Here is a 26,861-nt window from a genome sequence, read left to right as displayed (position 1 = left end):
GCCGTGATCGCCGCCATTGCAACGCCGATTGTCTCGTCGTTCAACGCCGGCTTGTAGACACGCATCTGAACGATATCGCCAATCCCGAGCGGAACCGTTCGGGCCGCAGCCCCTGACGCGCTTGGACGGCGGCTCTTGATGCCTCAGGTGCGAAGGTACCAGAAAGAATGGCCCGCCGTCCGTTTCGAGATCAGTTATTCGGATACCGCAAGCCGACTCATCAAGGACGGTTTCGACCTCGCTGTCCGGGTCGGCGTCACCTCCCCTGATACGTCCCTCATCTCCCGCACCTTGATGACTGACAGACCCGTGCCGAGTGCCTCAACTGCATATCTGTATGACCGGGGTGCGCCCGCGAACATTGATCAGCTCAGCACACCTGACCTGCTGATATTTTCGAGCGTAGGAATGCACCAGTCTTGGTCCCTGCAGGATCCGTCCGGGTTCTGGAGCAATGCGCCGGGGCAGGTTCGCTTGCGGCTCGACAGTGCAGAGGGACTTCGCAAGGCGGCCTTGGCGGGAATGGGGATAGCGTTTCTGCCCGGCATCCTGGTGAAGGATGACCTGACAGCCGGTTCCCTGATGCAGGTCGTGCCGGTCGTCGAATGTGGGGAGGTTCCAATCGTTGCCCTGTATCCGCATAGGAGGTTCCTGGAAGCTCGGATGCGGCGAGCCGGAGTTTTACCGGCTACCGAACTTGCCACTTATCTGCTGTTTTTCCAGAACATTTCCCGGGATCGGGTTCAGATAATTTCGTCCTCGTCATAGAGCGGTGCGGCCTCCAGATGTGCGGTTACGCCCTCGGCGGCATCATCGGCGCGCGGGGTTTCGGCGATGTGGAACAGCGCTTCGCCCTCATAGACCACGGGCATGTTGCTGCGGCCGATCACGATCCCTTCGATATCGGCGGCAATTTCGGTTTCGACCTCGCCGAAGGGATCGGTGATTGCGCCCAGGATCGTGCCGGGGCTGACCGTGTCGCCGATGGTTAGATAGCCGCGGAACAGCCCGCCCGCCGGGGCGCGAAACCAGCTGGAATTCCTGCAGAAAACAGGTTTGACCCGCGCCTTTGGCACACCCTTGGCCGGGATCATTTCCAGATGGCGCATGACCCGCAGAATGCCGCTGACCCCGGCCCGCGCCGCCAGTTCGTCAAACCGCAGCCCCTCGCCGCCCTCGTAGAGCAGCACGTCAACGCCGGCCTCCTCGGCGGCCATGCGCAGCGAACCCTCGCGCAGTTTGGAGTGCATCATCACCGGCGCACCGAACGCCTTGCCCAGATCGCGCAGGCGGTCATTGCCCGGCGTCAGGCGCAGCTGTGGCATGTTGGTGCGGTGGATCGCGGCAGAGTGCAGATCGATCCCCAGGTCGCACCGCGCCACCACCTCGGTCATGAAGATATGCGCCAGCCGCGAGGCCATCGACCCCTCGGCCTGACCCGGAAAGCAGCGGTTCAGGTCGCGACGGTCGGGCAGGTAGCGGGTATTGTTCAGAAAGCCGAAGGAATTCACGATCGGCACCGCCAGCAACGTGCCCGCCATGTTCTGCAGGGCCCCGGCCCTGAGAAGGCGCCGCACGATCTCGACGCCGATCACCTCGTCGCCATGGATCGCGGCGGAAACGAACATGACCGGCCCCGGCTTCTTGCCGTGAATGACATGCACCGAAAGATGCACCGGCGTATGATCGGACAGCGTGCTGACCGGAACGTCCACGGTTTCCCGCGTGCCGGGCGCTATCCTGGTCCCGTTGATCCTGAACGCGTCACGTTTGGCCATAGGGCATCATCCGGGTGCGACGGGTCGACAGGCAGGTGCCGGCACGCTGCCCATCGCCGGGCCGGAACCGGGTGAATGCCCGAAGCCCGGTGCAGCGGCGATGGGCTTTTGAGTATTTCGGGAACGGTGAACGGGCAGGGGGTCCGGCCCATGACGGCTTGGTGCCCAAGGCGTTACCTCTGTGCGATTGATTTGAAGCCCAGCAGGATGGCGGCCCCGATCATGAAGCCGCCGCCGATACGCTCGATCCAGATCCGGGCCGTTCCCTTGAAGCGTTTTGCAACCCAGCTTGCGCCGGCCCCGTAGGCAGAGAGAAAAACCCCGTCCAGCGCAATATAGGTCGCGGACAGGATGAGAAACTGAGGCCAGAACGCGCCGTGCGCCGAAATGAACTGCGGAAACAGGGCGGCAAAGAAAACCACCGCTTTCGGATTGGCCGCCGAGGTCAGAAACCCCTGCATCCAGAGATTTCCGAGCGACTTCCTGGGCCGGATTTCGTTCAGCCCCGGATCATCGGGCTTTGCGCGCCGTATCATCCGGATGCCAAGCCAGATCAGGTAGACCACCCCCGCCCATTTGATAACCGCAAGCGCGGTCCCGGATGCGGCGATCAAAGCGGCCAGGCCAAGACCGGCGGCCAGCATCTGAAGCGCATTGGCGGATAAATCACCCGCCGCAGTGGACAGCGCACGCCGGAAACCATGTGCCCCGCTATTGGATAACATCAAAAGCTGGCTCGGGCCCGGCGTGCTCATCAGAGCGAGCACCGTGATGACGTATAAGGTCCAGGTTTCGAAAGTCATGCAATCATCTCCAAATGCGCGCCGACGCTACCACCTTTGACAGGAAAGGCCAGTACCCAAAATTCCACCCGATGAGCGGGCGATCCGCAGCGCCGGGATTTCACCTCATCACGCTCGGGTGAGCGTACCCCCCACTGCTCTTGGAAATTCCGTGCGCCCGCGCCATCTTGTATCCAAGGCACCAAGGCCAGGAGGATGACCATGCTCTATACCAAAGACCCCGATGCGATCTCTCGTCTGTCGCCCGAAGAATACCGGGTCACGCAGGAATCCGGCACCGAACGGCCGGGCACCGGGAAATACCTGGATAACAAGGCGCCGGGGATTTACGTGGATATCGTTTCGGGCGAGCCGCTGTTTGCGTCCTCGGACAAATATGAGAGCGGTTGCGGCTGGCCCAGTTTCACCAAGCCCATCGAACCCGCCCATATCAATGAGCTGCGTGACACGACCCATGGGATGATCCGTACCGAGGTCCGCTCGACCCACGGCGACAGCCATCTGGGCCATGTCTTTCCCGATGGGCCGCGCGACCGGGGCGGCTTGCGCTATTGCATCAACTCCGCCAGCCTGCGGTTCATCCACCGTGACGACATGGAAGCCGAAGGATATGGCGATTACCTGAACCAAGTGGAGGACATATGATGACCGAACGTGCTGTACTGGCAGGGGGCTGTTTCTGGGGGATGCAGGATCTGATCCGTAAACTGCCCGGCGTCACCACGACCCGTGTGGGCTATACCGGCGGCGATGTGCCCAATGCCACCTATCGCAACCACGGCACCCATGCCGAGGGAATCGAGATCCTGTTTGATCCCGAGAAGATCAGCTATCGCGAGCTGCTTGAGTTCTTCTTTAAGATCCACGACCCGACCACACCCAATCAGCAGGGCAATGACCGCGGCATGTCTTACCGGTCGGCCATCTACTATGTCGACGACGCACAGAAAGCCGTGGCCGAGGATACGATTGCCGATGTCGATGCCAGTGGCCTGTGGCCGGGCAAGGTGGTGACCGAGCTGGAGCCGGCCGGTGATTTCTGGGAAGCCGAGCCAGAGCATCAGGATTACCTTGAGCGGATTCCGAATGGCTATACTTGCCACTTCATCCGCCCCGGCTGGCGCCTGCCCAAACGCGACGCTGCCGAGTAGGAAAATGCAACCCGGCTCACTCAATTTGCCGGCGCCGGAATTGCGGGTGGGTACCTGGATCGACGGTGCCGGTCAGCCGCTGGAGGCGCCCTTGCGGCTGGCGGATCTGGGCGACGGGTTCAAGCTGATCTATTGTTTTCAGCACTGGTGCCCGGGGTGTCACTCCCACGGCTTCCCCGCGCTGCAAACGGTGGTGAAGGCGCTGTCAGGAAAGGGTTTCGACTTTGCCGTGATCCAGACGGTGTTCGAGGGGTTCGGGGAAAACACGGCCGATCGGCTTCGCCCCACGCAAGCGCGATATGGCTTGCAACTTCCCTTCGGGCATGACGTGCAGCCGGACGGTGCCGGTCTTTCGAGCTTCATGCAGGATTACCAGACCGGCGGCACGCCGTGGTTCACGGTAATCGACCCCGATGGCCGGGTGATCTATGCCGATTTTCACCTTGATCCGGCGCGGTTTCTTGCCGCTCTTGGCCAGGGTGCGGGTGACATATGGGCGTGATGCGGATCGGGCTGGGCGGCGGTTGCCACTGGTGCACCGAGGCGGTGTTTGACGGGCTGCGCGGCGTAATGCGCGTCGAACAGGGATTTATCCGCGCCTCCGCACCGGACGACAGCTGGTCCGAGGCGATCATCGTGCAATACGATCCGGCGCGCATCTCTTTGGAAATCCTGATCGAAATTCACCTGCGCACGCATGCCAGCACATCGGACCACAAGCTGCGTGGAAAATACCGAAGTGCGGTCTATGCAATGGACGCCGATCAAAAACCGCTGATCGGGCGTGCTCTGAAACGGCTGCAGGCCGGGTTCGATGCGCCGCTCGTGACCCGCGTGCTGGATTTCAACGGGTTCAAGGCCTCGGAGGTCCGTTTCCAGCAATACCATCGGAAAAACGCCGGCGGTCCGTTTTGCCGGCGTTACATCGACCCCAAGCTTGACCTTCTGCGCCGGGACTATGGCGGGCTGGTGTCAGGTTCTACGGCGGCGGCGGGCTGACAACGCGGGGCAGGTGCCGACGGCGGCCATTTGCCATCACCTCTGGACGGTCGCCGCGTGGGGGCCTATCTCTGGGGCAAGACAGGAGACACCATGACCAAACCGCCCCTTACCCTTTACCTGGCCGCCCCGCGCGGTTTCTGTGCCGGGGTGGACCGCGCCATCAAGATCGTTGAAAAGGCGTTGGTGAAATGGGGTGCGCCGGTCTATGTGCGCCACGAAATCGTGCACAATAAATTCGTTGTCGATGATCTGCGCGCCAAGGGGGCCGTCTTTGTCGAAGAGCTGTCGGAATGTCCTGCTGACCGCCCGGTGATCTTTTCCGCGCATGGCGTGCCGAAATCGGTCCCGGCCGAGGCTGCGCGCCGCGAAATGATCTATGTCGATGCGACCTGTCCGCTGGTCAGCAAGGTGCATATCGAGGCCGAGCGCCATTCTGCCGCCGGGCTTCAGATCATCATGATCGGCCACGAGGGTCACCCAGAGACCATCGGCACGATGGGCCAGCTGCCCGAGGGCGAGGTTCTGCTGGTGGAAACCCCGGACGATGTCGCGATGATCGACGTGCGCGATCCAGACAAGCTGGCCTTTGTCACCCAGACCACGCTCTCGGTCGATGACACCGCCGATATCGTCAATGCCCTTCAGGCGCGGTTTCCGAACATTCACGGACCGCACAAGGAAGACATCTGCTATGCCACGACCAACCGCCAGGAGGCGGTCAAGGCGATGGCGGGCAAGGTCGGCGCAATGCTGGTGGTGGGGGCGCCGAACTCATCGAACTCGCGCCGTCTGGTCGAAGTCGGTACCAAGGCCGGGTGCCCCTATTCGCAGTTGGTGCAGCGCGCCCGTGATATCGACTGGCGCGCGCTTGAAGGCATAACGTCGCTGGGCATCACGGCTGGTGCCTCGGCCCCCGAGATACTGGTCGACGAAGTCATCGCCGCCCTGCATGCGAAATACGACGTGACCGTGGCCGAGATCGAGACCGCCAAGGAAAGCGTGCATTTCAAGGTACCGCGGGTTCTGCGCGAAATCGCCTGACCCGATTGCCGGTGGCCGTACGGTCAGTCTTCCCCCGGCCGGAAAAAGAAACCGGAGCGCAACGGCTCCGGTTTGTTGTTCTTACTTGCTTGCGGCGTAGGCCTCTTCGCGGTCCGGTGACGGGTCACGCGGCGGGCGGCCGATCACGTCCTTGAGATCTTCCAGCTCGATGAAATTATCGGCCTGGCGGCGCAGCTCGTCCGAGATCATCGGCGGTTGACTGCGAATGGTTGATACCACTGACACGCGTACACCCTGGCGTTGCAGGCTTTCGATCAGCGGGCGGAAATCGCCATCGCCCGAAAACAGCACGATGTGGTCGACGCGGGGCGCAAGCTCCATCGCGTCCACGGCCAGCTCGATATCCATGTTGCCCTTGACCTTCCGGCGGCCCTGGCTGTCGGTGTATTCCTTGGCCGGTTTTGTCACCATCGAGAAGCCGTTGTAGTTGAGCCAGTCCACCAGCGGGCGGATCGGCGAATACTCGTCATTCTCGAGAAGGGCAGTGTAGTAGAATGCGCGCAGCAATTTGCCACGGCGCATGAATTCCGCCCTCAGCAGTTTGTAGTCGATGTCGAATCCCAACGATTTCGCAGCGGCGTACAAATTTGAGCCATCTATGAACAGCGCAAGCCGTTCGTCTTTGTAAAACATCTCAAATGTCCTTCCGAATTAAGTTGCTCTGACCGCGGTGTTCGTTAGTGAGTGGTACGGGAACGATCAAAAGCTTAGGATAAACTATGTAGTTTACTAATGAACGGCAAGGCCGTTTGGTCGCTCAGAAGGATAGGTTTCCGTGCAAGACATTCAACAATTCTTGATTGCCTTGGGCGGCAATCTGCCATCTGAGGTTGGTGATCCCGCGCAGACCCTGAACGCTGCACTTGCAGAATTTCTGCAATCAGGAGTGGCGGTCGAGACGGTCAGCCGCTTCTACCGGACCCCATGTTTTCCGAAGGGGGCAGGACCGGATTACGTCAATGCCGCGGCGCGGCTTCGCTTTGCCGGGACGGCCGAGGCGTTGCTGCGGGTGTTGCATGAGATCGAGGCTCACTATGGTCGCGAAAGGATCGAGAGGTGGGGGCGGCGTACCCTGGATCTGGATCTGATCGCGGCCGGTGACACCGTAGTGCCCGACGCCGAGACCCACGCGGCATGGCGGTCGCTGCCCCCCGATCAGCAGGCATTGAATGCGCCCGATCACCTGATCCTGCCGCACCCGCGCCTGCAGGAGCGCGCCTTTGTGCTGGTGCCGCTGGCGGATGTCGCGCCCGAGTGGCGCCATCCGGTCCTCGGCCTGACCGTCTCGGAGATGCTGGAGGCCCTGCCAGACAAGGACATATCCGAGGTCCGCCCGCTGTGATTCTCTGCTTGTAAATCCGGGGCACACCCCTTAAATAGCGGGCTTCTACAGATTGCTGGATCGGAGTTCCCATGGCCCGCGTGACCACAGAAGACTGCGTTGATAAGGTTCCAAACCGGTTTGACCTCGTAATGCTTGCGGCCCATCGTGCCCGCGAGATTTCGGCCGGGGCGCCTATTACCGTGGACCGCGACAACGACAAGAACCCGGTTGTCAGCTTGCGCGAGATCGCCGAAGAGACCCAGTCCGCCGAGGAACTGCGTGAACGCCTGATCGAATCGAACCAGACCCAGATCGAGGTGGACGAGCCCGAAGAGGATTCGATGGCGCTGCTGATGGGCGGCGAAGCCGATAAGCCGGCCGATGATGACATGTCCGAGGAAAAACTGTTGCGGGCATTGATGGAAGCGCAGGGTCAGGGCTGAACCTGACCCCTTAGCCCGGGGATGCGCAGCGGATGATCGCCAAGGAAGACCTGATCGCGCTGGTCCGCACGTATAACCCCAAGACAGACGAAAAGATGATTGATGCGGCCTACGAATATGGCCGCGAGATGCACGAAGGGCAGTTCCGTCATTCCGGCGAGCCCTATTTCAGCCACCCCGTGGCGGTGGCTGCCGTTCTGGCCGAACAGCGGCTGGACGATGCCACGATCATCACCGCCCTGCTGCATGACACGATCGAGGATACGCGTGCGTCGTATAACAGCGTGGCCGAGCGATTCGGGGCGGAAATCGCCGATCTGGTCGATGGCGTCACCAAGCTGACCAACCTGCAGCTTTCCAGCACCGAAACCCAGCAGGCCGAGAATTTCCGCAAACTGTTCATGGCGATGTCCAAGGACATGCGCGTGATCCTGGTCAAGCTGGCCGACCGTCTGCACAACATGCGCACCATCAAGGCGATGCGCCCCGAAAAGCAGATGAAAAAGGCGCGTGAGACGATGGACATCTTCGCGCCGCTGGCGGGCCGGATGGGTATGCAGTGGATGCGCGAGGAACTGGAAGACCTTGCATTCAAGGTGTTGAACCCCGATGCGCGCGCCTCGATCATCCGGCGCTTCATCACGCTGCAGAAAGAGACCGGCGATGTGGTCGAAAAGATCACCGGCGACATGCGCCACGAGATCGAAAAAGCCGGCATCGAGGCCGATGTGCTGGGCCGCGCCAAGAAACCCTATTCGGTCTGGCGCAAGATGCAGGAGAAGGAGCTGGGGTTCAGCCGGCTCTCGGACATCTACGGGTTTCGGGTCATCACGGGCAGCGAACAGGATTGCTACGCGGTGTTGGGGGCCATCCATCAGCGCTGGCGGGCGGTGCCGGGTCGGTTCAAGGATTACATCAGCCAGCCCAAGTCGAACGGATATCGCAGCATCCACACGACGGTCAGCGGGCGTGACGGCAAGCGCGTCGAGGTGCAGATCAGGACGCGACAGATGCACGACGTGGCCGAAACCGGCGTCGCGGCGCATTGGTCCTATCGCGACGGCGTGCGCAGCGAGAACCCGTTTGCGGTCGACCCGGTGAAATGGATCTCGGCCCTGACCGAGCAATTCGATGCCGAGGAGGACCATGACGAGTTTCTCGAGGCGGTGAAGCTGGAGATGTATACCGACAAGGTGTTCTGCTTTACCCCCAAGGGCGACGTGGTCAAGCTGCCGCGCGGGGCGACGCCGATTGATTTCGCCTATGCCATCCACACCCGGATCGGCCATGCCTGCGTGGGCGCCAAGATCGACGGGATGCGGGTGCCGCTCTGGACCCGGATCAAGAACGGCCAGTCGGTCGATGTCATCACCGCCGAAGGACAGGTGCCGCAGCCGACATGGCTGGATATCGCCACCACGGGCAAGGCGCGGTCCGCCATCCGCCGCGCTCTGCGCGAACAGGACCGCGACCGGTTCATCAAGCTTGGTCGCGAACTGGCGCGGGCCGCGTTCGAGCATGTCGGCAAGAAGGCAACAGACAAGGCGCTTGAATCCGCGGCGCGCACCCTGCGCCTGAAAGAGCCGGACGAATTGCTGGCCCGCCTGGGCAGCGCCGAACTGACCGCGCAGACGGTGCTGAACGCCATCTACCCGGACCTGAACCCGGTGGATGGTGACGAGGTCAACCTGGATCTGGCGGTGATCGGTCTTGCCGCCGATCAGGGCTTTGACCGCGCGCCCTGCTGCCAGCCCCTGCCGGGCGAGCGGATCGTGGGCATCACCTATCGCGGGCAGGGCGTGGTGGTGCACGCGATTGACTGCGAATCGTTGCAGGCCTATGATGACCAGCCTCAGCGCTGGCTTGACTTGCATTGGCAAACCGGAACTCACCCTCCGGTTTATTCGGTGACCCTAGATCTGACGATCGGTAACGACGCGGGCGTCTTGGGACGTATTTGCACCTTGATAGGTGAACAGAAGGCCAATATTTCAGACTTGAATTTTGTGGACCGGAAGCCGGATTTTTACCGGTTGCTGATAGATGTCGAGTTAAGAGATGCGGAACATCTGCATCGCGTGATATCGGCGCTGGACGCCGAAAGCGATGTGGCCGCAATCGAACGACACCGCGACCCCGGAAGATCCGGCGGCTCGCGGCCACTTGAAACCTAGGAGCCCTCCGTGGTCTTCAAACGACGAAACAAACGTCCGATCTGGCGGGCCGTGGTCGAATTCCTCTGGCCGCGCACCGGTTGGGCGCGTGCGTTTCGATATGTCAAGCACCGGCTCTGGCGCCTGCCCGATCCGCCGCACCGGATCGCACGGGGGATTTTTGCCGGCGTCTTCGTGACCTTCTCGCCGTTTTTCGGGCTGCATTTCTTTCTGGCGGCGCTGGTGGCCTTTATCCTGCGCGGCAATATCGTGGCCTCCCTGCTGGCGACATTCTTCGGCAACCCGCTGACCTTCGTGTTCATCGGTGCGGCCTCTCTGCAGACAGGGCACTACCTGCTGGGGATCGGCGATGCGCCCGACACCGAAGAAATCCATAGCTCGCTGGGCGAGAAATTCCTCAATGCGGGCGGTGATCTGAAGGACAACTTCGTTGCCATCTTCACCGATGATACCGCCCATTGGACAGAACTGCGGATTTTCTATGACGAGGTGTTTCTGCCCTACCTGGTCGGCGGAATCATTCCCGGTCTGATCTGTGGCTTGATCTGTTACTATGTCAGCCTGCCCTTCATCCAGGCCTATCAGAACCGCCGCAAGGGGCGGCTGAAGGCTAAATGGCTGGCGCTGAAAGAAAAAGCCGCTGCCAAGGCTGACGCCAAGAAAAAAGCCGAATAGGCTGTGCTCTGAGTCGCAGGAAATTCAGAGGACCGTCAAATGCCGACATCAGAGAAACTTCGCCTTGGCGTGAATATCGACCACGTGGCAACGGTACGCAATGCGCGCGGCGGCAATACCCCTGATCCGCTGCGCGCGGCGAAACTGGCCGAAGAGGCGGGCGCGGACGGGATCACCGCGCATCTGCGCGAGGATCGCCGCCACATCAGCGATGGCGATATCGACCGGCTGATGGAAGCGCTGAACGTGCCGCTGAATTTCGAGATGGCCGCGACGGACGAAATGCAGGCCATCGCACTGCGCCACAAGCCCCACGCGGTCTGCATCGTGCCGGAGAAACGCGAGGAACGCACCACCGAGGGCGGGCTGGACGTGGCGCGTGAAGAAAACAAGCTGGCACATTTCATCGCCCCCCTGCGTGAGGCCGGGTGCCGCGTCAGCATCTTCATCGCTGCCGACATGCGCCAGATCGAAGCCGCGCACCGGATCGGTGCCCAGGTGATCGAGCTTCATTCCGGCGCCTATTGCGATGCCCATCACGAGGGGCGGATCGAGGATCGCGACCGCGAGCTTGAGGCGATGCGCGAGATGTCGGTCTTTGCCCACAGCCTTGGGCTTGAGGTGCATGTGGGACACGGGCTGACCTATGAAACGGTCAAGCCGGTGGCGGCCTTCCCGGAGGCGCGCGAGCTGAATATCGGGCATTTCATCATCGGTGAGGCGATATTCCTGGGGTTGAAGCCGGCCATCGCCGAGATGCGCCGCCTGATGGATCAAGGCCGCCGCGAGGCACTGGGATGAGCTACAAGGTCAACTGGTCGCGGTTCGTCATGCGCTACGCGCTGATCGTCATCGGCATCTCGCTGGTGCTTTACCTTGCGGGCAGGCTGTTTCATTTCAACCTGCGCTCTTCCGGGGCCACGGTGATCCCGATCATCGTCGTGTCGATGCTGGAAGGCGCAGGATTTGCCAGGGCCGAGGGCCGTATCCCCCAGGGCATCTGGGCATGGCAGACATCCGCCCTGTTCGGGCTGGTTGGCCTGGGTGTCAGCATGGCCTTCGCGGCCTTTTACATGTCGGCCTTTACCGGCGGTCTGGGCGTGTTCCTCACCCCCGTCGGTTTTGGCATGCTGAGCATGGTCACGGTGATGATGGCGGTGTTCTTCGTGCTGGGGGCGCGGCTCTTCTTCTGGATGGGCGCCCGCAACGAGCTCAAGCGCAAGCGGCGCGAGTAGGCCGCGGGATGTCGGGATGGCAGACGCCGCAATACCGGAGGTTTCAAGATGTTTGACCTGACCACTTTGATAACGGTTGGCGTGGCGTTCTGGGTGATCGCTGCCTCGCCCGGCCCCGCCAATATTTCCAACGCGGCAATTGCAATGCGCTATGGCCGCCGCGCCAGCATCGTCTATGGCCTGGGGCTGAGCGTGGCGCTGGTGTTCTGGGGGGTGCTGGCGGCCACGGGAATGGGCGCGGTGTTGCAGGCGTCGGCCTGGTTGCTGGCGGTGCTCAAACTGCTGGGCGGCGCCTACCTGCTCTATCTGGCGTGGCAATCGGGCCGGTCGGCGCTGAGGGCAAGCGATGCGGACGTGGCGCAGATCGGCGCCGGGCGGTGGTTCTGGCGCGGCGTGATCCTGAACCTGTCGAACCCGAAATCGGTGATTGCCTGGATGGCGGCCCTGTCGATGGGGCTGGATCCAAACGATACCGTGGTCGCGGTCTTGGTGACGACGCTGGTTTGCGTGGCCGTCGCCTTTCTCAACAATCTCAGCTACTCGCTGGTCTTTTCGATGGGCGGCATGATGGCAGTCTATCGCCGTTGCCGGCGCTGGATCGACGGGGCAAGCGCGGCGCTTTTTGCATCCGGCGGGTTGGCGCTGATCCGGTCGGCCACGTCGAAATGATCCTGGGCGTCGGCACCGACCTGGCGAATATCGAGCGGATCGCCGGGACGTTGGAGCGGTTCGGGGACCGGTTCCGCAACCGGGTCTTCACCGAGACCGAGCAGTTGAAGGCCGAGCGCCGCGCGGACACGCCCGGCACCTATGCCAAACGCTGGGCCGCGAAAGAGGCCTGTTCTAAGGCGTTGGGCACCGGGCTGCGCATGGGCATCGCGTGGAAGGACATGGCGGTCAGCAACCTCGACAGCGGTCAGCCGGTGATGGCGGTGACCGGCTGGGCGGCGGAACGCCTGGCAGAAATGACACCCGCGGGGCATGAGGCGATCATTCACGTGACCCTGACGGACGATCACCCCTGGGCGCAGGCCTTTGTGGTGATCGAGGCGCGGCCAGTGTCCTGAGCCGCGCGGTGATCTGGCGGAGTTCGCTATCGCTCACGCCGGTCAGTTCGCGTTCAGGCCACGCAGGCCCTGGGGGGCGCCCCCCAGACCCCCGGGCATTGTGGTTCAGGCATGGGTCCGGATCTTTTGCGGATCGTAGAAGGGCAGGGTGGAGACCACCGCGGTGGTGTCGATGCCGTCGCCTTTGACATGCAGCACCGTGCCGTCGGCCACAGCCGGCGAGACATGGGCCAGGGCAAGCGATTTGCCCATCCGGTGCGAATAACAGGGGCTGTTGATGGTGCCGACCAGGGTGCCGTCATCAAGCGAAAGCGCCTCGCCGCCGGGCACCATATCGTCATGATCGACGATCAGGCCGACATTGCGCAGTTTTTCGGAACCCCTGGCGGCCATCAGCGCCTCACGGCCGCGGAAATGCTGTTTGGCCGCGTTGACGGTGAAGCCCAACCCGACCTCCCAGGGGGTGTGTTCGGAGGTCATGTCATAATCGTAGAAAAGCAGCCCCGCCTCGATCCGGACCTTGTCGAGCGCGGTGAAGGAACAGGGCATGACGCCCTCGGCCACCAGCCTGTCCCAGATATCGACCACATGGCTTGCGTCGGCGAAGATCTCGTATCCGCGCTCGCCGGAATAGCCGGTGCGGGAGAGGCGGACAGGATGGCCGAACAGGTCGGCAGGCACATGGTGAAAATAGCGCAAGTCGGCCAGGTCGATCGAACAGTGCCGGTTGAGAATATCCAGAGATTGCGGACCCTGGACCGAGATGTCGTGCAGCCCGTCATCCAGAGCAATCTCGACATCGCGTCCCCGGGCGCTGGCCTGCAGCATCGTCATTGTCCGGCCCGAGCCGTGCACGATCATCCATTCGTCATTGCCGTTATTCGACACGATCGCGTCATCCGCCAGCGTACCGTTATCGGTCATGACCGAAAGATAAGCTGCCTGACCCGGGTCAAGGCGGGTCAGGTCGCGGCTGGTGGCGTGGTCCAGCACCGGCAACGCGTCGGGTCCGCGCACAAAAACCTTCTTGAGCGGTGACATGTCGAACATGCCGGCCCGCTCGCGGATGGCGTCATGTTCGTCATTCGGGTCCGAAGCATAGCTCCAGGCGGTGCCCATACCGTTCCAGTCTTCGAGTTCCGAACCGAGGGCGCGATGGCGCTCCGACAGGGCGGAGCTGCGGCTGAGTTCTTCGGTCATCTGAGGTGATCTCCCATCCAGTGTCAGTACCATTCGTCGGGCATTTCGGATTTGCGCCGGGCCATGTAATCGTGCAGAGCCTCCAGCGTGCCTGTGTCCATCCCGGGCATTTCATAACCGGCCAGCATGGCCTGCCAGCGGCCGGTGGCGCGTTCTGCCGCGGTCAGCCTGCCATTTTCCACCCAGGTTTCGTATGGCCCCGCCTCCGGGAGATCCGAGAGGTAGTTTGCATGCGCATAGTGGCGCAGCGTATGCGCCGTTGAGAGGAAGTTGCCGCCGGGAGGCACGTCAAGATAGGCGTCGCGGCCCAAAGATTCGTCTCCGGTGTCGATACCCCGCAGCAGTTTCAGCATCATGCCGCAGTGATCCAGGTCCATGACGAATTTCTCGTAGGACATGGTCAGCCCGCCTTCGAGCCAGCCGGCGGCGTGCCAGACCTGGTTGGCGCCTGCAAGTAGCGTGGCCCACATGGCCGAGGTGCTGTCCTGCATGGCCTGCGCATCGGGGGTGTTTGCGGCGGTGATCTGTCCGCCGCCCGGGCGGATCGGAACGTTCAGCCGTCGGCCCAGCTGGGCGAAGGCCAGTGTGGCCAGGTGCGATTCAGGCGCACCAAAGGCCAGGGCGCCGGATCTGAGGTTCATCGCGCTGTGAAATGAGCCGAGCACACAGTGGCAACCGGGGCGGACCAGCTGCGCCAGGGCAATGCCCGCCATCCCCTCGGCCAGGGTTTGCGCGGCGGTGGCCGCCGGCCCAAGCGGGCCCATTGCGCCGCCAAAGATCGCGGGTGATACGGCAACGCACTGGTTGGCGGCGGCATAGACCCTGAGGGCGCGGCTCATCACCCCATCAAAGACCAAAGGCGAATTCACGTTGATATTTGCCTGGATGACTGCATTTTCGCGCATGAATGCTTCGCCAAACACCAGCCTGGCCATTTCGACGCTGTCGGCGGCGCGTTGCGGTGACGTGACCCCGCCCATGAACGGTTTGGTGGAATAGCGCAAATGGGTGAATACCATGTCCAGATGGCGCTTGTTGACGGGAATGTCACAGGGTTCACAGACCGTACCGCCGGAATGGTGAAGATATGGCGAGAGATAGGCCAGTTTCACGAAGTTCCGAAAATCGCTCAATGTGCCATAGCGCCGGCCCTGACCGAGATCGGTCACGAACGGAGAGCCATAGCCCGGCATCAGCACAACGTTGTCGCCGCCAAGCGTGATGGTATGAGCCGGGTTGCGGCCGCGCAGGTTGAACTCAGACGGGGCCGATGCACAGAGCGCCCGGGCATGGCCCGGATCGAAGCGAACGCGCGTGCCCTCGACATGCGCGCCGGCTTCCTTGAAGAGCGACAGCGCGGTGGGGTCATCCCTGAATTCGATACCGATTGTGCTGAGGATCCAGTCTGCCTGCGCTTCGAGCCTGTCCAGGGCGTCCCCATCAAGAAGCTCATAGACCGGGATGCGTCGGATGGCGCGCGCGGTGGCCTCGCCTGGCGACGACGATGCTTTGCGGGCATTTCTGCCGCGGCGCCTTGACATGGTGGCAGTATTCAACCCTGTTGACCTCGAAAACCTGGACAACGGCCAATATGCCGTTCCAATACCCATGTTTTCATGGCCGAAAGGAAAAGAACAAACCAAATGATTTGCACCTTTCGTATAAAATATTTAAACGATATTCATGCGCTTTCGTCACTATGACTCGCTACGCGTGTTTACCATTGTCGCCCGCCACCGCAGTTTCTCGTCGGCGGCGGATGCGCTGAACCTGACCAAGGGGGCGGTCAGCTATCAGGTGAAACAGCTCGAAGAAGAGTTGGGATTTGCGCTGTTCGAACGCCTGCCAAGGGGGATTGCGCTGACGGCAAGAGGGCGGGACATGCTTGGCGCGGCCCAACCGGCATTTGAGACGGTCGAGCAGAAAATCGCGTCGCTGCAACGGCAGGGAAGCCGGATACTGACAATCGGGATGTCGACGTATTTTGCCTCGCGCTGGCTCTCGTCCCGGCTGATGCGGTTCATGTCCGCCCATCCCGACATCCGGTTGCGGATACAGCCGATGGTGGACCTGTTCGATCTCAGGGATGAGGGGGTCGATCTGGCGATCCGCTGGGGGCACGGTGGGTGGGACGACATGGTGATAGAGCCGTTCCTGCCCTGTCCTGCCTGGCCCACGGGAAATGCCGAAGCCGCGGAAATGGTGGCGAAACTTGGCCCCGAAGCGGCGTTTCGGAGGCTTACATTGCTCCGGGACCGCAAGGACAGCAATGCCTGGTCGGACTGGTTCGCGGTTGCTTCGCTGACCTTTGAAGGAGAGTCGGAAACGCTGATCATCCCCGATCCGAATGTGCGCGTTCAGGCGGTGATCGACGGGCAGGGCGTGGCGCTGAACGACATTCTGGTCCAGCCCGAGATCGACGCCGGACGATTGTACAGACTGTCCGAAACCGCGCTGGAAGATTACGGCTATTTCCTGGCCTATGCGCCAGCCGCCCTGGGAAACCGGGACGTTGCCGATTTCGTCGATTGGCTCAGAACCAGCGGTTAGAGTGGGCGGAGACCAATCGGCAATGCGTCACCTCGGCCACCGGGCCCCGAGGAGGAGGCCGGAGGCCCGACGACGAGATGACTTGTGCGCCGCAGGCGCGCATTCTTGAAACAGTTGATTGTGTGCAGTCAGGCGCTGCTGTTGCTCTGGCGTTCAAGCTGGCCGCGCAGATCCTCGGCCTCGCGACGGGCCTCACGCAGCCCGTCCATCGTAGCCGATAGCTCGGCCTCGGTCTGGCTGATCTGGTTGGTCAGCTCTGCCTCGCGCTGTTGCAGGTAGGTGATCGCCTGATCGCGGGTCTCTTCGGCCTCGTGCAACTCCTGCGCCATCTTCTCCAGTTCCCCGACATCAGAGCCCGACACGCGGATGAAGCGATGTACCAGCCAGTTCGCGAACCAGCCCAGGCAAAACGCCACGAACAGCACGATGGCCGTGGCAATGATAAACTCAGTCCTGTTCATCGGGTGTCTCTTCCTGATTCTGCCCGGATGCGCCGGTGGCTTCGTCTGTTTGGAGCTCTGGTTCGAGGCTTTCAAGTCCCGTCGTCCGTTCCTTGATCGGTTCGGGCCGGATCAGCTTGAATTCGATCCGCCGGTTGGCTTCACGGCCGTCCTCGGTCTGGTTGTCGGCAATCGGTGCACTTTCGCCATATCCCTTGGCGGTCAGGGCCGATGTCAGTACCCGGCGCTCGCGCAGCTCATTCAGGACCGCACGGGCGCGCGACTGGCTTAGCTGCTGGTTCATGACCTCACGGCCCTGGCTATCCGTGTGGCCGCCAATTTCCATGCGGATCTCGCCGCATTTCTTCAGGATTTCCGCAATGTCATCCATGATTGCCGCGCCATGTTCGTCGATCGTGGCGGAACCCGGTTCGAAATTGATCTTTCGCTCGCTGAGAATGCCTGCAATCGCGGCCTCGCACTCGTCTGGTGTCGGGATGCTGGCAACCGGGTCAAGCGCCTCGCGATAGGCGATGTCGATCGAAAATTCCTTTGCATCGCCAAGCTTGTCCGACAGAAACCGGGCGATCATCGCCTGGGCGTGCCGGTTGCCGCTGTCCCCGCTCAGGTTCAGCTGTTCCGGCGTCACAGTGACGGCGCCGTTCGACAGATATGACAGCGCCTCAAGCCCGGTCAGGATGCGCAGCGGCCAATCCCGGGGCAGGCCCTCTGCCACGCGGGCCGTATTATGTACGCTGTTCGAGGTGAACCGCGCCTTGGCAAAGCTGTTGACGGTTTCCCGCGCGGTTTCGCTGCCGACGCGGCCGCGGATCTGGACCAGCCCTTCAGGGGACAGGGTGGCGACGAATTCAGGCGTGATCTGGGGCTTCTCGTTAGGTGGCGCCGGCAGGACGGCATGCAGGGCGAACACCGCCGGCAGCGCGTTTTCCAGCGCGCCGACCACGTCATCGAAACGTTTCTCGGGGATGCCCGGTTCGGCGACCAGGGTGATGTCTGCATCGGAAAACGTGACGCTTCCCCCGCCCAGTTGCGCAAGGGCAGTGATCGCCTGGGTTGTCGCCTTGCCCCATTGCGGTGTCGGGACGCCCAGGCCAATCGTGCAGTCGGCTTCCTGCCGCAATCCGGATTTCGCCGCGGCGGTCAGGATCATCCGGCGGGTTTCCTCGGTATCGGCAGAGCAGGCGTCAAACCGTGCCTGCCCGTCCTGAATGAGAAAGCGCAGGGTAAAAGGCGTGATCACCGGGCGCGGCGCCGAGATGTTCAGCGCCAGCCTGATATCATCGGGGGTCTTGCGGATCAGGTTCGCCTCGATCGTGTCCTTCTGACCGGCACTGTCGGCCATCGCGGTCACTTCGACGCGGTTTGCGGCGACCGAAATCTTGGTTCTAGGCAGCGTCTTGAGCGCGCTCACCGCAAAGTCGATCGCGTCCTGCCAGGTCTCGGGTTCCGGGTAATCCGCGGATTCCAGCAGGTCGATGACCTCACGCTCGTCCGTGGCGCGGGCAATGTCCTCCAGCAGTTCCTGACGATCGGTCGATGCGGGGATCAACCCGATCAGCGACAGGCCGCTGTCATTGCGCAGAATTTCGATGGAAAATGCCGGCGGGGCGATGGCGGCGCTGTCGGCCACGTCCATCTGGTCAATCACCCGTGCCGCGTCCACGACCTGCCCGGCAATCGACAAGGCCTTGAACCGCGCGGCCTCGGTCGGGGCGGTGCCGCCCAGAAAGACCTGCAACCCGTTGGCATCGACCTCGGACCAGATCAGGTCATTGGCATCGAGCGTATCGCGCACCGAATTGCGCGAATTGTCCTCGATCACCTGTACCGAAAAACCCGCGGCAACCAGGCACAGGATGGCCGCAACACCGAAACTGGCGGCAATGGCAAAGATGGCAGACAGGCGCATGGCTAGGCCGCTCGTTAATTGTTCCCCTGATGTGTTTAGGCCGCGCCGTCCCCGAGTTCAATCAAAGGAACAGGGCGACGGCGAAAAATGGCAGGGGCAGCAGGCCCGCGTCGCGGTTTGACCGGAACAGCCTCAGCAGTCCGTCGGCGTCCTCGATATCCAGGTGGCGCATCTGCCATTGCAGGTGCCAGCCCAGCGCCCACGGCCCGCAAAGCGCCACCAGAACGGCGGCGAAGTGGCCGCCCAGCGTTGCCTGCATGACCGCCACCGCCATCAGGGTAACGGTGAGGACCAGAAACCACCTGAGCCAGCGCGGAGAGTTTTCGCCAAACAGCCTTGCGGTGGATTTCACACCGATCAGGGCGTCATCCTCGGCGTCCTGGTGGGCATAGATCGTGTCATAGAAAAGCGTCCAGGCGATGCCCGCCAGGTAGAGCGTCACCGCCGGCCAGTGCAATGCGCCGCTATGGGCTGTCCAGGCCAGAAGCGCGCCCCAGTTGAAGGCCACGCCCAGAAACACCTGCGGCCACCAGGTAAAGCGTTTGGCAAAGGGATAGATCGCAACCGGTACCAGCGACAGCACCCCCAGCCCGATCGCGGCGAGGTTGAAGGTCAGCAGGATGCCGAAACTGACCAGCGCCTGCGCCACCAGCCAGGCCAGCGCAGCCTTGACGCTGACCTGACCTGACGGAATGGGCCGCGAGGCAGTGCGCGCGACCGACCCGTCGATATGGCGGTCGGTGATGTCGTTCCACGTGCACCCCGCGCCGCGCATCAGGAACGCGCCGATGGCGCAGCCGGCGAAAATCCACAGATCATGCAGCGTGGCGCGCCCGTCAAAGACCATCGCCAGCAGCAGCCCCCACCAGCAGGGCAACAGCAAGAGCCAGGTTCCGATCGGCCGGTCGGCGCGGCTGAGGCGCAGATAGGGGCGTGTCGCGGGCGGGGCCAGCCGATCCACCCAGTTGCCGCGATAGGCATCCGCCACCTGGCCCGCGGCCTCTGGCGTCTTGTCGGTCTCGGTCATATGTTGGCCCCATGACGGTTGCGAAGATCAGACTGTATGTAGAGCACCCTTTGGGGCAAGGGCAATCGGTTCCTCTGAACCGCGACCAGGCGCATTACCTGTTCGGCGTGATGCGCCTTTCGCCCGGCAATGCGGTGGCGCTATTCAACGGGCATGACGGTGAATGGCTGGCCAGCGTGGCAGAGGCCGGCAAACGCGGCGGGACGCTGCGGGTTGATCGCCAGACCCGGCCACTGCAACTGCCGCCCGACCTGTGGCTGATGTTCGCGCCGATCAAGAAGGCGCGCACGGATTTCATCGTCGAAAAAGCGGCCGAGATGGGGGCACGTCGCATCTGCCCGGTGCAGACGGATTTCACGAACTCCGAGCGTATCCGCCAGGACCGGTTGCAGGCCCATGCGGTCGAGGCCGCAGAACAATGCGGCGGCACCTATTTGCCAGGGGTCAGCGAGTTACAGAAACTCGATCATGTGCTGGACACATGGCCCGATGATCGCCGGCTGATGTTCTGCGACGAGGCGTTGGCGGGCGCGTCTGAAACACTGGGGCAGGCGGGGGGCGACAAATGGGCCATCCTGATTGGCCCCGAGGGAGGGTTTTCCGGGGCCGAGCGTGACCGCCTGCATGCCGCCCCCTTCGCCCACCCGGTCAGCCTTGGCCCGCGCATCCTGCGCGCCGACACGGCGGCGGTGGCGGCGATGACCTTATGGCAGCAGGCCTTGGGGGATTGGCATTGACGCCCCCGCGGCTGTTCGTTGTCCCCGCCGCCGGGTCCGCCCATGCGATGATTCTGCGCCGGGGTCCAGCGCGGCAGGTGGCGGCCCTGGGATGGAACCGCGACACCGATGAGGTCACGCTCGGCCAGTGGCTGAAAGGGCGCATCTACGAATTCCGCTGTGACCTGTCACCGGACGGGCGCCATTTCGTCTATTTCGCCGGAACCGGTGATCCTGACCATCCGTCAGGCGGCTGGTGGACGGCAGTTTCCCGCGCGCCATATCTGCACGCGCTTCACTTCTTTCCCAAGTCGGACACCTGGTCCGGCGGCGGCGCTTTCACACCGGACGGAGAGTGCTGGCTGAATGGCAGCACCGGCGCGTGGGAGGCCTCGTCCGAGATCCGTTTCTGTACCGACCCGGCCGCGTTTCCGCATTCGACCGATGGGTTCTGGATGGGTGAACTCTATGCCACCCGGATGGAATTGCGCGGATGGGCCAGAACCGGCACCGGCTACGACGTGGTATTGCGAAAGCCGCTGGCTGACGGGTGGGCATTGCGCTGGTGGGTGGAAACCGGGCAGAAGAACCGGGCCCTGGTCGCCGGTCGCTACGCGCTGGAGCATAGCGCCGGCGCGGGCATCGATCTGCCGGACTGGGAATGGGCCGATCTCTGGCAGGGCGAGCTGCAGGTCGCCGAAAAGGGCCAGCTGAAAGCCGTAGCTTTGGAAAACGGCCGGCTTCGTGACACCCGGCTGATCCGCGATTTCGGCGACATGGAATTCGAAGCGATCGCCGCCCCCTATGATACGCGCAGCACGCGGGAGAGATCGCGATGAGCTTTTTCCGGCCCGAAGCGCGGCAGGCGATCTGGCGCTGGCGCGAGGTGCTGGTGGCCTCGGCGATTCTGGCCCTGGGACTCTACTGGGCTTTTGCCACGGGCGAGTTGCTGCCCTGGCTGGGCTACGTTCTTGCCCTTGTCGGGGGTGTTCTGCTGATCACCGGCGTTCAGCGCGGGCGGTTTCGCGGCAATCAGGGTGGCCCCGGCATCGTGCAGGTGGACGAGGGCGCGGTGGCCTATTTCGGGCCACTGAACGGTGGTGTCGTGGCCATTCGCGAGATGACCGTGCTGGTGCTTGACCCGACGGGCAAGCCGCCGCATTGGGTGCTCAGCCAGCCGGGGCAGGCCGACCTGCACATCCCGCTGAACGCCGAAGGGGCCGAGGCGCTCTTTGACGCCTTTGCCAGCCTGCCGGGCATTCGCACCGAAAACATGCTGGCGCAGATGAAACGCAGGTCGGATCACCCTGTCGTGATTTGGCAGAGACGCCCCGAAAGGCTGCATTGACACCGGGCGCGTAAGCGGCCACTGGTGTTTCCCGTTGCAGCCACAAGACGGCAGGAGGCCCCAAAATGTCTATCCCTCAATCCGGCGGCGGGCCGATCGAAAGCCATGATCAACTGGCGGGATATCTGGAAAGCGGCTGCAAGCCCAAGGACGCCTGGCGGATCGGCACCGAGCATGAGAAGTTCGGCTATTGCCGCGATACCCTGCGGCCGATCCCCTACGAAGGCGAACGCAGCGTCCTGGCCGTGCTCGAGGGCCTTCGCGATCTGCACGGTTGGGCGCCGCTGGAAGAAGGCGGCAAGCTCATAGGACTTGAGAAGGACGGGGCCAATGTCTCGCTTGAACCGGGTGGCCAGCTGGAACTTTCTGGCGCGCCGGTCGAGACGATTCATGAAACCTGTGACGAGGTGAACGCGCATCTGCGCGACGTCAAGGATATCGCCGACAAGGTGGGCGTCGGATTCATCGGGCTGGGGGCGGCGCCGCAATGGACCCACGAACAAATGCCGATGATGCCCAAGGGCCGCTACAAGCTGATGGACGCCTACATGCAGAAGGTCGGCACCATGGGCCGGACGATGATGCGGCGCACCTGCACGGTGCAGGTCAACCTGGATTTCGCCTCCGAGGCGGACATGGTGCAGAAATTCCGCGTAGCGCTGGCGCTGCAACCGGTCGCAACCGCACTTTTTGCCAATTCACCGTTTTTCGAGGGCAAGCCCAACGGGCACAAATCCTGGCGCAGCCGGGTCTGGCGCGATCTGGACGCGGACCGGACCGGGATGCTGCCTTTCGTGTTCGACGAGGGGTTCGGGTTCGAGCAATATGTCGACTACGCGCTCGATGTGCCGATGTATTTCGTCTATCGCGATGGCGAATATATCGACGCTCTGGGAATGTCTTTCCGGGATTTCCTGAAGGGACAGCTGCCAGCGCTGCCGGGGGAGAAACCCACGCTCAGCGATTGGGCCGATCACCTGACCACGATCTTTCCCGAAGCGCGGATCAAGAAGTTCATGGAAATGCGCGGCGCCGATGGCGGCCCGTGGCGCCGGCTCTGTGCGCTGCCGGCGTTCTGGGTCGGGCTGATGTATGACCAGTCATCGCTCGATGCGGCCTGGGATCTGTGCAAGGGTTGGGATGCCGAGACCCGCGAAGCCTTGCGCGTAGCCGCCAGCGTCGATGGCTTGCAGGCCAGGGTGGACAAGATCGACATGCACGAGCTGGCCCGCGAGGTCGTGGCGATATCCGAGGCCGGTCTGACGGCGCGCGTCCGCAGCGGCGCGGGCGGGCTGGTGCCGGACGAGACACATTTCCTGAACGCCTTGAAGGAAAGCGTCGAAAGCGGGCAGGTGCCGGCCGACGAGTTGCTGGCGCATTATCAAAACGACTGGCACGGCGATCTGGACCGCATCTACGCCGAATACAGCTACTGACGGACGCGGCCGGTTGGCGGAGGCGTGCTGTTGTCGAAACATCGCAGCCGTGGCGGCTTCCGCTGGTTGCACGGAAGTCTCTTCAGGGTGCCGCTGTAACCTGTCGGATCGAAGGCGCCTGACGTGGTTGGCCGAATAACCCGCCTGGTTCAGTTGGTCGTCAGGTATCGGTTCCTTCAGCGCCACCTGCCGCCAGGAGTTATTGGTATCCAAGAATGAACAAAATGGTTCGCGACTTGCACGGCCCGGAACCCATAGATGCCTCATGAAACACCAAGGCGAAGGGCCGCCCATGCGCAAGACTTCTGATTCTGACGAGTTTCGGGTTGATTATGTTGTTGTCGGTGCCGGATCGGCGGGCTGCGTGCTGGCCAACCGGCTGTCCGCCGACGGCAGGTCGCGCGTGGCGGTGCTGGAAGCGGGCGGATCGGACCTGAATTTCTGGGTGCGTATGCCGATCGGTTATGGCGGGGCGTTCTACCATCCACGGCTGAACTGGCGCTACACGACCGAGCCGGAGCCGGAACTTGGGGGGCGCAAGGTTTACTGGCCGCGCGGCAAGGTCATTGGCGGGTCGAGTTCGATCAATGCGATGGTGTTCATCCGCGGGCAGGCCGAGGATTATGACGGGTGGGCGGCCCTGGGTAATCCGGGCTGGGCCTATGGCGACGTGCTGCCCCATTTCAAGCGGATGGAGGACAACCTTGCCGGGGCAGATGAATGGCGCGGCGCGGGCGGGCCGATCACGGTCAGCCCCATTGATGCGTCGGTACACCCGCTGAGCCATGATTACGTCGCCGCGGGGCAGGTGGCCGGGCTGTCGCGCAATCCCGATTTCAACGGCAAGACGCAAGAGGGTGTCGGCCTCTACCAGATCACCACGCGCAAGGGGTTTCGCTGCTCGGCCGCCACCGGCTACCTGACCCCGGCGCGACGGCGCGCGAACCTGCGGGTCATCACCCATGCCCATGTCACGCGCATCCTGTTTGACGGACGCCGGGCCGTGGGGGTCGAATACCGGCGCGGGAACAGCGTGCAGCGGATCATGGCCGACCGCGAAGTGATCCTGTCGGCAGGGGCGGTGAATTCGCCGCAGATCCTGCAGTTGTCGGGGATCGGCGATGCAGCGCATCTGCAGCAATGCGGAATTGACGTGGTGCAGGACGCAGGCGGCGTTGGCCGCAACCTGCAGGACCATATCGGCTATGACTATATCTACGAGGCGACCTGCCCCACGCTCAACAACCACCTGCGCCCGTGGCTCGGGCGGATGCTTTTGGGGTTGCGCTATGTGCTGACCCGCAGCGGGCCGCTGTCGCTCAGCGTCAATCAGGGTGGGGGTTTCTTCAAAAGCGCGCCTGACCGCGACCGGCCCAATCTGCAGCTATATTTCTCGCCGGTAAGCTATACGAAGGCGACGCCCGGCAAGCGCAAGCTGCTGGCGCCGGACAAGTTTCCCGGCTTGCTGATCGGAATATCGAACTGCCATCCGAAAAGCCGGGGGCACCTGCAAATCCGCTCGGCCGATCCCTTCGCCGCGCCGGAAATCCATCCCGGCTATCTGAGCGCACCCGAAGACCTTGACGAACTGGCCGAGGGCGCAGAGATGATCCGCCGGATTGCCGGGTCGCAACCCTTGGCGAAGTCCATTCGGCGCGAGGTTCTGCCGGGCGCGGACGTAACCGACAGGGACGCAATCCGCGAGGACATCCGCCAGCGGCTGGGTACGGTATTCCACGCCTGCGGCACCTGCGCGATGGGGCCTGACCGGGCGGCGGGTGCTGTTGTTGACGCGCGGTTGAAGGTACATGGTGTTGGCGGACTGAGGGTTGCCGATGCCTCGATCTTTCCGCGCATCACCTCGGGCAACCTGAATGCCCCGGCGATCATGGTGGGGGAGAAGGCCGCGCAGATGATCCTCGAGGATCGGGGCTAGGCAGCCTTCATCGCCTCCCGTAGGACTGGGGCCAGCGCCTGTACGCCCTTGACGATCTGTGCAGGCGGCACTGCGCTGAACCCAAGCGTGATGGCCTGCCGCGGAACGGGCTGAATCGTGAACCGGCTCAGCGGGGCGGCCGAAATGCCGGCCTGGCGCGCGGCCTGCGACACCGTCACATCCGACAGGCCGGGATGCGTCAGATCGCCGATGGTGTGAAACCCGGTATCGGTGGGCCGCACCTTCAGCAACCCGTTCAACGTGCGGTCCGCCTCGGACAGCAAAGCATCGCGCCGTTCGGCGTAAATGTCGCGCATGCGGCGAATATGGGCGGCGAAGTGGCCTTCGTTGATGAAATCGGCAACGATGGACTGCATGCTGGCCGGGGCACCCTGCATGGTGGCGCCCGCGATCCGCTGGAAGAACGGCACCAGTTTCGGCGGCGCGACAGCGTAGCCAAGCCTGAGAGCCGGGAACAGGGCCTTCGAGAAGGTGCCGACATAGATGACCCGGCCCGAGGTATCGATGCTTTTCAAGGGCAGGGGGGTGTGGGCGCCATAGTGGAATTCACCGACGTAATCGTCTTCGATGATCCATGCCCTGGCGTTCTCGGCCGCGCGCAGCAGTTCGAACCGCCGGTCGGTTGTCATCGTCGTGCCCAGCGGGTGCTGGTGGGCCGGTGTCACGAAGGCCAGCCTGAAACCGGGGGCCGCGTCAAGCCCGGCCCGTACATCCATTCCCTGATCGTCCACCGGCACCGGCACCAGTTGTGCGCCGCATGAGATCAGGCTGTTGCGTGCGCCGATGGCACCGGGGTTTTCGAACCAGACCGGATCGCCGGGATCCAGCAGCATACCGCCGATCCGGTTGAACGCATCCTGTGCGCCGTTGAAGATGAACACCTCTTCAGGGGCGCATTTGACGCCGCGGTTGGCGCGCAGATGCTGGCAGACCGCCTGCCTCAGTTCCAGCAGGCCGCACGGATCAGGATAGCTCATGACCAGGCTGCGGGGGCTGCGCCAATAGCGCGACGCCAGCCGCGACCAGAGCGCCATCGGAAACACGTCGAAGGCCGGCATGCCGGTGACAAAGGCGCGGGGCGTATCGGGATGTGAAAGGCGCGGAAAATACTGATCGGAGGCTTCGGCACTGAGATGCGCCAGCCGTGGCATGGTGCCGCCGGGTTCGGTTTCGGCCTCGTCCTTGGGGGCAGGTGTCGGGATCGCGTCGCTGACAAACGTGCCCGATCCGACCTGCGACCGGAGCAACCCCTCGGCCGTCAGTTGTTCGTAGGCATTGATCGCGGTGGTACGCGACACACCCTGATCCCGCGCCAGCGTCCGGCTGGCCGGCAGCCTCTCTCCGGCGCGCAACTGGCCCGACAGGATCAGTTCACGCAATGCACTTACCAGCTGCACCGTGATGGTGGCGCGGTCGCCGCGGTCGATGGATAGCGTCGGTATCAGCGCGCCGCCTACATATTTTGCCACGTTCGCATTTCCCCGATTGGACCGTCAGACAGTACAAAGTGGACCTTATCACTGGAACAAATTGCAATCATGTG

The 26,861-nt window shown here is 62.9% G+C and carries 29 protein-coding genes; 20 read left to right on the top strand and 9 right to left on the bottom strand.

Annotated elements, in window-relative coordinates; translation table 11 throughout:
- Nucleotides 1-72 precede the first annotated feature (72 nt).
- The gene (locus AAFO92_RS20600) at nt 73-768 is read left to right on the top strand and encodes a substrate binding domain-containing protein (protein WP_347538482.1); all 696 of its coding nucleotides are present in this window, start codon (nt 73-75) and stop codon (nt 766-768) included.
- Here AAFO92_RS20600 and AAFO92_RS20595 read toward each other — a convergent pair.
- Both AAFO92_RS20595 and AAFO92_RS20590 read right to left on the bottom strand, forming a co-directional pair.
- Nucleotides 744-1,778, bottom strand: a complete 1,035-nt coding sequence (locus AAFO92_RS20595) for a succinylglutamate desuccinylase/aspartoacylase family protein (protein WP_347538445.1) — start codon at nt 1,776-1,778, stop codon at nt 744-746. The two genes, AAFO92_RS20600 and AAFO92_RS20595, sit on opposite strands and share 25 nt — an antisense overlap.
- Before the next feature lie 173 nt (nt 1,779-1,951).
- Nucleotides 1,952-2,581, bottom strand: a complete 630-nt coding sequence (locus AAFO92_RS20590) for a LysE family translocator (RefSeq protein ID WP_347538443.1) — start codon at nt 2,579-2,581, stop codon at nt 1,952-1,954.
- Nucleotides 2,582-2,782: 201 nt separating this feature from the next.
- Between AAFO92_RS20590 and msrB the strand changes: the two genes are divergently transcribed.
- From msrB to ispH, 5 genes are all read left to right on the top strand, one after another.
- Nucleotides 2,783-3,226 carry a peptide-methionine (R)-S-oxide reductase MsrB gene (gene msrB / locus AAFO92_RS20585; protein ID WP_347538441.1) on the top strand — a complete coding sequence of 148 codons (444 nt, stop codon included), beginning with the start codon at nt 2,783-2,785 and terminating at the stop codon, nt 3,224-3,226.
- The gene (gene msrA, locus AAFO92_RS20580; RefSeq protein WP_347538480.1) at nt 3,226-3,732 is read left to right on the top strand and encodes a peptide-methionine (S)-S-oxide reductase MsrA; all 507 of its coding nucleotides are present in this window, start codon (nt 3,226-3,228) and stop codon (nt 3,730-3,732) included. Before msrB ends, msrA begins: the two co-directional genes overlap by 1 nt.
- A 4-nt stretch (nt 3,733-3,736) precedes the next feature.
- Nucleotides 3,737-4,234, top strand: coding sequence for a TlpA family protein disulfide reductase (locus AAFO92_RS20575; RefSeq protein ID WP_347538439.1), 498 nt, complete (start codon nt 3,737-3,739; stop codon nt 4,232-4,234).
- Complete coding sequence (locus AAFO92_RS20570) at nt 4,225-4,731, top strand: peptide-methionine (S)-S-oxide reductase (protein WP_347538437.1); 507 nt, start codon at nt 4,225-4,227, stop codon at nt 4,729-4,731. Before AAFO92_RS20575 ends, AAFO92_RS20570 begins: the two co-directional genes overlap by 10 nt.
- A 93-nt stretch (nt 4,732-4,824) precedes the next feature.
- Nucleotides 4,825-5,775, top strand: a complete 951-nt coding sequence (ispH, locus tag AAFO92_RS20565; protein WP_347538435.1) for a 4-hydroxy-3-methylbut-2-enyl diphosphate reductase — start codon at nt 4,825-4,827, stop codon at nt 5,773-5,775.
- Between the two features lie 81 nt (nt 5,776-5,856).
- Here ispH and AAFO92_RS20560 read toward each other — a convergent pair whose 3' ends face one another.
- A complete protein-coding gene (locus AAFO92_RS20560; protein ID WP_347538433.1) occupies nt 5,857-6,429 on the bottom strand; it encodes an NYN domain-containing protein in 573 nt (190 codons plus the stop codon).
- 142 nt (nt 6,430-6,571) lie between these two features.
- Between AAFO92_RS20560 and folK the strand changes: the two genes are divergently transcribed.
- From folK to acpS, 8 genes are all read left to right on the top strand, one after another.
- Nucleotides 6,572-7,138: a 2-amino-4-hydroxy-6-hydroxymethyldihydropteridine diphosphokinase gene (folK, locus tag AAFO92_RS20555; protein WP_347538431.1), complete on the top strand. Its 567-nt coding sequence runs from the start codon at nt 6,572-6,574 to the stop codon at nt 7,136-7,138.
- A gap of 71 nt (nt 7,139-7,209) precedes the next feature.
- The gene (gene rpoZ, locus AAFO92_RS20550) at nt 7,210-7,563 is read left to right on the top strand and encodes a DNA-directed RNA polymerase subunit omega (RefSeq protein WP_306112712.1); all 354 of its coding nucleotides are present in this window, start codon (nt 7,210-7,212) and stop codon (nt 7,561-7,563) included.
- Between the two features lie 32 nt (nt 7,564-7,595).
- Nucleotides 7,596-9,737: a bifunctional (p)ppGpp synthetase/guanosine-3',5'-bis(diphosphate) 3'-pyrophosphohydrolase gene (locus AAFO92_RS20545; RefSeq protein WP_347538429.1), complete on the top strand. Its 2,142-nt coding sequence runs from the start codon at nt 7,596-7,598 to the stop codon at nt 9,735-9,737.
- Nucleotides 9,738-9,746: 9 nt separating this feature from the next.
- The gene (locus tag AAFO92_RS20540; protein ID WP_347538427.1) at nt 9,747-10,412 is read left to right on the top strand and encodes a DUF2062 domain-containing protein; all 666 of its coding nucleotides are present in this window, start codon (nt 9,747-9,749) and stop codon (nt 10,410-10,412) included.
- Nucleotides 10,413-10,451: 39 nt separating this feature from the next.
- Nucleotides 10,452-11,213 (top strand): pyridoxine 5'-phosphate synthase, encoded by a 762-nt coding sequence (locus AAFO92_RS20535; RefSeq protein ID WP_347538425.1) that lies wholly within the window; start codon nt 10,452-10,454, stop codon nt 11,211-11,213.
- On the top strand, nt 11,210-11,647 hold the full coding sequence (locus AAFO92_RS20530; RefSeq protein WP_347538423.1) for an ABZJ_00895 family protein: 438 nt from the start codon (nt 11,210-11,212) through the stop codon (nt 11,645-11,647). Before AAFO92_RS20535 ends, AAFO92_RS20530 begins: the two co-directional genes overlap by 4 nt.
- A gap of 48 nt (nt 11,648-11,695) precedes the next feature.
- The gene (locus AAFO92_RS20525; protein ID WP_347538421.1) at nt 11,696-12,316 is read left to right on the top strand and encodes a LysE family translocator; all 621 of its coding nucleotides are present in this window, start codon (nt 11,696-11,698) and stop codon (nt 12,314-12,316) included.
- On the top strand, nt 12,313-12,714 hold the full coding sequence (gene acpS / locus AAFO92_RS20520) for a holo-ACP synthase (protein WP_347538419.1): 402 nt from the start codon (nt 12,313-12,315) through the stop codon (nt 12,712-12,714). Before AAFO92_RS20525 ends, acpS begins: the two co-directional genes overlap by 4 nt.
- Before the next feature lie 105 nt (nt 12,715-12,819).
- Here the strand turns inward: acpS and AAFO92_RS20515 are convergent, their stop codons facing one another.
- Nucleotides 12,820-13,914 carry an aminomethyltransferase family protein gene (locus AAFO92_RS20515; RefSeq protein ID WP_347538417.1) on the bottom strand — a complete coding sequence of 365 codons (1,095 nt, stop codon included), beginning with the start codon at nt 13,912-13,914 and terminating at the stop codon, nt 12,820-12,822.
- Between the two features lie 23 nt (nt 13,915-13,937).
- Entirely contained in the window at nt 13,938-15,455 is a 1,518-nt protein-coding gene (locus tag AAFO92_RS20510) for a trimethylamine methyltransferase family protein (protein WP_347538415.1), read from the bottom strand.
- Between the two features lie 142 nt (nt 15,456-15,597).
- On the opposite strand from AAFO92_RS20510, the gene AAFO92_RS20505 reads away from it, so the two are divergent.
- On the top strand, nt 15,598-16,464 hold the full coding sequence (locus AAFO92_RS20505; RefSeq protein WP_347538413.1) for a LysR substrate-binding domain-containing protein: 867 nt from the start codon (nt 15,598-15,600) through the stop codon (nt 16,462-16,464).
- A gap of 128 nt (nt 16,465-16,592) precedes the next feature.
- On the opposite strand, the gene AAFO92_RS20500 is transcribed toward AAFO92_RS20505, so the two are convergent.
- From AAFO92_RS20500 to ubiA, 3 genes are all read right to left on the bottom strand, one after another.
- Nucleotides 16,593-16,925, bottom strand: coding sequence for a hypothetical protein (locus AAFO92_RS20500; protein ID WP_347538411.1), 333 nt, complete (start codon nt 16,923-16,925; stop codon nt 16,593-16,595).
- A complete protein-coding gene (locus AAFO92_RS20495) occupies nt 16,912-18,834 on the bottom strand; it encodes an OmpA family protein (RefSeq protein WP_347538409.1) in 1,923 nt (640 codons plus the stop codon). The genes AAFO92_RS20500 and AAFO92_RS20495 overlap by 14 nt, the downstream gene beginning before the upstream one ends.
- Nucleotides 18,835-18,895: 61 nt before the next feature.
- The gene (gene ubiA / locus AAFO92_RS20490; RefSeq protein ID WP_347538407.1) at nt 18,896-19,861 is read right to left on the bottom strand and encodes a 4-hydroxybenzoate octaprenyltransferase; all 966 of its coding nucleotides are present in this window, start codon (nt 19,859-19,861) and stop codon (nt 18,896-18,898) included.
- An 11-nt stretch (nt 19,862-19,872) separates the two neighbouring features.
- Here ubiA and AAFO92_RS20485 point away from each other — a divergent pair, with 11 nt between their 5' ends.
- The 5 genes from AAFO92_RS20485 to AAFO92_RS20465 all read left to right on the top strand — a co-directional run bounded on the left by AAFO92_RS20485 (nt 19,873) and on the right by AAFO92_RS20465 (nt 25,297).
- On the top strand, nt 19,873-20,598 hold the full coding sequence (locus tag AAFO92_RS20485) for a 16S rRNA (uracil(1498)-N(3))-methyltransferase (RefSeq protein ID WP_347538405.1): 726 nt from the start codon (nt 19,873-19,875) through the stop codon (nt 20,596-20,598).
- Nucleotides 20,595-21,416 carry a hypothetical protein gene (locus AAFO92_RS20480; RefSeq protein ID WP_347538403.1) on the top strand — a complete coding sequence of 274 codons (822 nt, stop codon included), beginning with the start codon at nt 20,595-20,597 and terminating at the stop codon, nt 21,414-21,416. The genes AAFO92_RS20485 and AAFO92_RS20480 overlap by 4 nt, the downstream gene beginning before the upstream one ends.
- Nucleotides 21,413-21,925, top strand: a complete 513-nt coding sequence (locus AAFO92_RS20475; RefSeq protein ID WP_347538402.1) for a hypothetical protein — start codon at nt 21,413-21,415, stop codon at nt 21,923-21,925. The genes AAFO92_RS20480 and AAFO92_RS20475 overlap by 4 nt, the downstream gene beginning before the upstream one ends.
- 65 nt (nt 21,926-21,990) lie before the next feature.
- Nucleotides 21,991-23,361, top strand: coding sequence for a glutamate--cysteine ligase (locus AAFO92_RS20470; protein WP_347538400.1), 1,371 nt, complete (start codon nt 21,991-21,993; stop codon nt 23,359-23,361).
- A 292-nt stretch (nt 23,362-23,653) separates the two neighbouring features.
- On the top strand, nt 23,654-25,297 hold the full coding sequence (locus AAFO92_RS20465; RefSeq protein ID WP_347538398.1) for a GMC family oxidoreductase N-terminal domain-containing protein: 1,644 nt from the start codon (nt 23,654-23,656) through the stop codon (nt 25,295-25,297).
- Here AAFO92_RS20465 and AAFO92_RS20460 read toward each other — a convergent pair.
- The gene (locus AAFO92_RS20460; RefSeq protein ID WP_347538396.1) at nt 25,294-26,787 is read right to left on the bottom strand and encodes a PLP-dependent aminotransferase family protein; all 1,494 of its coding nucleotides are present in this window, start codon (nt 26,785-26,787) and stop codon (nt 25,294-25,296) included. The genes AAFO92_RS20465 and AAFO92_RS20460 overlap by 4 nt on opposite strands.
- Between the last annotated feature and the right edge of the window lie 74 nt (nt 26,788-26,861).

It is taken from the genome of Roseovarius sp. CAU 1744, from assembly GCF_039839345.1.
Lineage (GTDB): Bacteria > Pseudomonadota > Alphaproteobacteria > Rhodobacterales > Rhodobacteraceae > Roseovarius.
The sequence above is the reverse complement of the archived record's forward strand: the minus strand, read 5'-3'. Positions and strand labels throughout refer to the sequence as shown.

Excerpts from the sequence above, each read along its gene's own strand:
- AAFO92_RS20595 (WP_347538445.1), bottom strand. The coding sequence starts at position 1,778 with ATGGCCAAACGTGACGCGTTCAGGATCAACGGGACCAGGATAGCGCCC.
- AAFO92_RS20590 (WP_347538443.1), bottom strand. The coding sequence starts at position 2,581 with ATGACTTTCGAAACCTGGACCTTATACGTCATCACGGTGCTCGCTCTG.
- msrB (WP_347538441.1), top strand. The coding sequence starts at position 2,783 with ATGCTCTATACCAAAGACCCCGATGCGATCTCTCGTCTGTCGCCCGAA.
- msrA (WP_347538480.1), top strand. The coding sequence starts at position 3,226 with ATGACCGAACGTGCTGTACTGGCAGGGGGCTGTTTCTGGGGGATGCAG.
- AAFO92_RS20575 (WP_347538439.1), top strand. The coding sequence starts at position 3,737 with ATGCAACCCGGCTCACTCAATTTGCCGGCGCCGGAATTGCGGGTGGGT.
- AAFO92_RS20570 (WP_347538437.1), top strand. The coding sequence starts at position 4,225 with ATGGGCGTGATGCGGATCGGGCTGGGCGGCGGTTGCCACTGGTGCACC.
- ispH (WP_347538435.1), top strand. The coding sequence starts at position 4,825 with ATGACCAAACCGCCCCTTACCCTTTACCTGGCCGCCCCGCGCGGTTTC.
- AAFO92_RS20560 (WP_347538433.1), bottom strand. The coding sequence starts at position 6,429 with ATGTTTTACAAAGACGAACGGCTTGCGCTGTTCATAGATGGCTCAAAT.
- rpoZ (WP_306112712.1), top strand. The coding sequence starts at position 7,210 with ATGGCCCGCGTGACCACAGAAGACTGCGTTGATAAGGTTCCAAACCGG.
- AAFO92_RS20545 (WP_347538429.1), top strand. The coding sequence starts at position 7,596 with ATGATCGCCAAGGAAGACCTGATCGCGCTGGTCCGCACGTATAACCCC.
- AAFO92_RS20535 (WP_347538425.1), top strand. The coding sequence starts at position 10,452 with ATGCCGACATCAGAGAAACTTCGCCTTGGCGTGAATATCGACCACGTG.
- AAFO92_RS20530 (WP_347538423.1), top strand. The coding sequence starts at position 11,210 with ATGAGCTACAAGGTCAACTGGTCGCGGTTCGTCATGCGCTACGCGCTG.
- AAFO92_RS20525 (WP_347538421.1), top strand. The coding sequence starts at position 11,696 with ATGTTTGACCTGACCACTTTGATAACGGTTGGCGTGGCGTTCTGGGTG.
- acpS (WP_347538419.1), top strand. The coding sequence starts at position 12,313 with ATGATCCTGGGCGTCGGCACCGACCTGGCGAATATCGAGCGGATCGCC.
- AAFO92_RS20515 (WP_347538417.1), bottom strand. The coding sequence starts at position 13,914 with ATGACCGAAGAACTCAGCCGCAGCTCCGCCCTGTCGGAGCGCCATCGC.
- AAFO92_RS20510 (WP_347538415.1), bottom strand. The coding sequence starts at position 15,455 with ATGTCAAGGCGCCGCGGCAGAAATGCCCGCAAAGCATCGTCGTCGCCA.
- AAFO92_RS20505 (WP_347538413.1), top strand. The coding sequence starts at position 15,598 with ATGCGCTTTCGTCACTATGACTCGCTACGCGTGTTTACCATTGTCGCC.
- AAFO92_RS20500 (WP_347538411.1), bottom strand. The coding sequence starts at position 16,925 with ATGAACAGGACTGAGTTTATCATTGCCACGGCCATCGTGCTGTTCGTG.
- AAFO92_RS20495 (WP_347538409.1), bottom strand. The coding sequence starts at position 18,834 with ATGCGCCTGTCTGCCATCTTTGCCATTGCCGCCAGTTTCGGTGTTGCG.
- ubiA (WP_347538407.1), bottom strand. The coding sequence starts at position 19,861 with ATGACCGAGACCGACAAGACGCCAGAGGCCGCGGGCCAGGTGGCGGAT.
- AAFO92_RS20485 (WP_347538405.1), top strand. The coding sequence starts at position 19,873 with ATGACGGTTGCGAAGATCAGACTGTATGTAGAGCACCCTTTGGGGCAA.
- AAFO92_RS20475 (WP_347538402.1), top strand. The coding sequence starts at position 21,413 with ATGAGCTTTTTCCGGCCCGAAGCGCGGCAGGCGATCTGGCGCTGGCGC.
- AAFO92_RS20470 (WP_347538400.1), top strand. The coding sequence starts at position 21,991 with ATGTCTATCCCTCAATCCGGCGGCGGGCCGATCGAAAGCCATGATCAA.
- AAFO92_RS20465 (WP_347538398.1), top strand. The coding sequence starts at position 23,654 with ATGCGCAAGACTTCTGATTCTGACGAGTTTCGGGTTGATTATGTTGTT.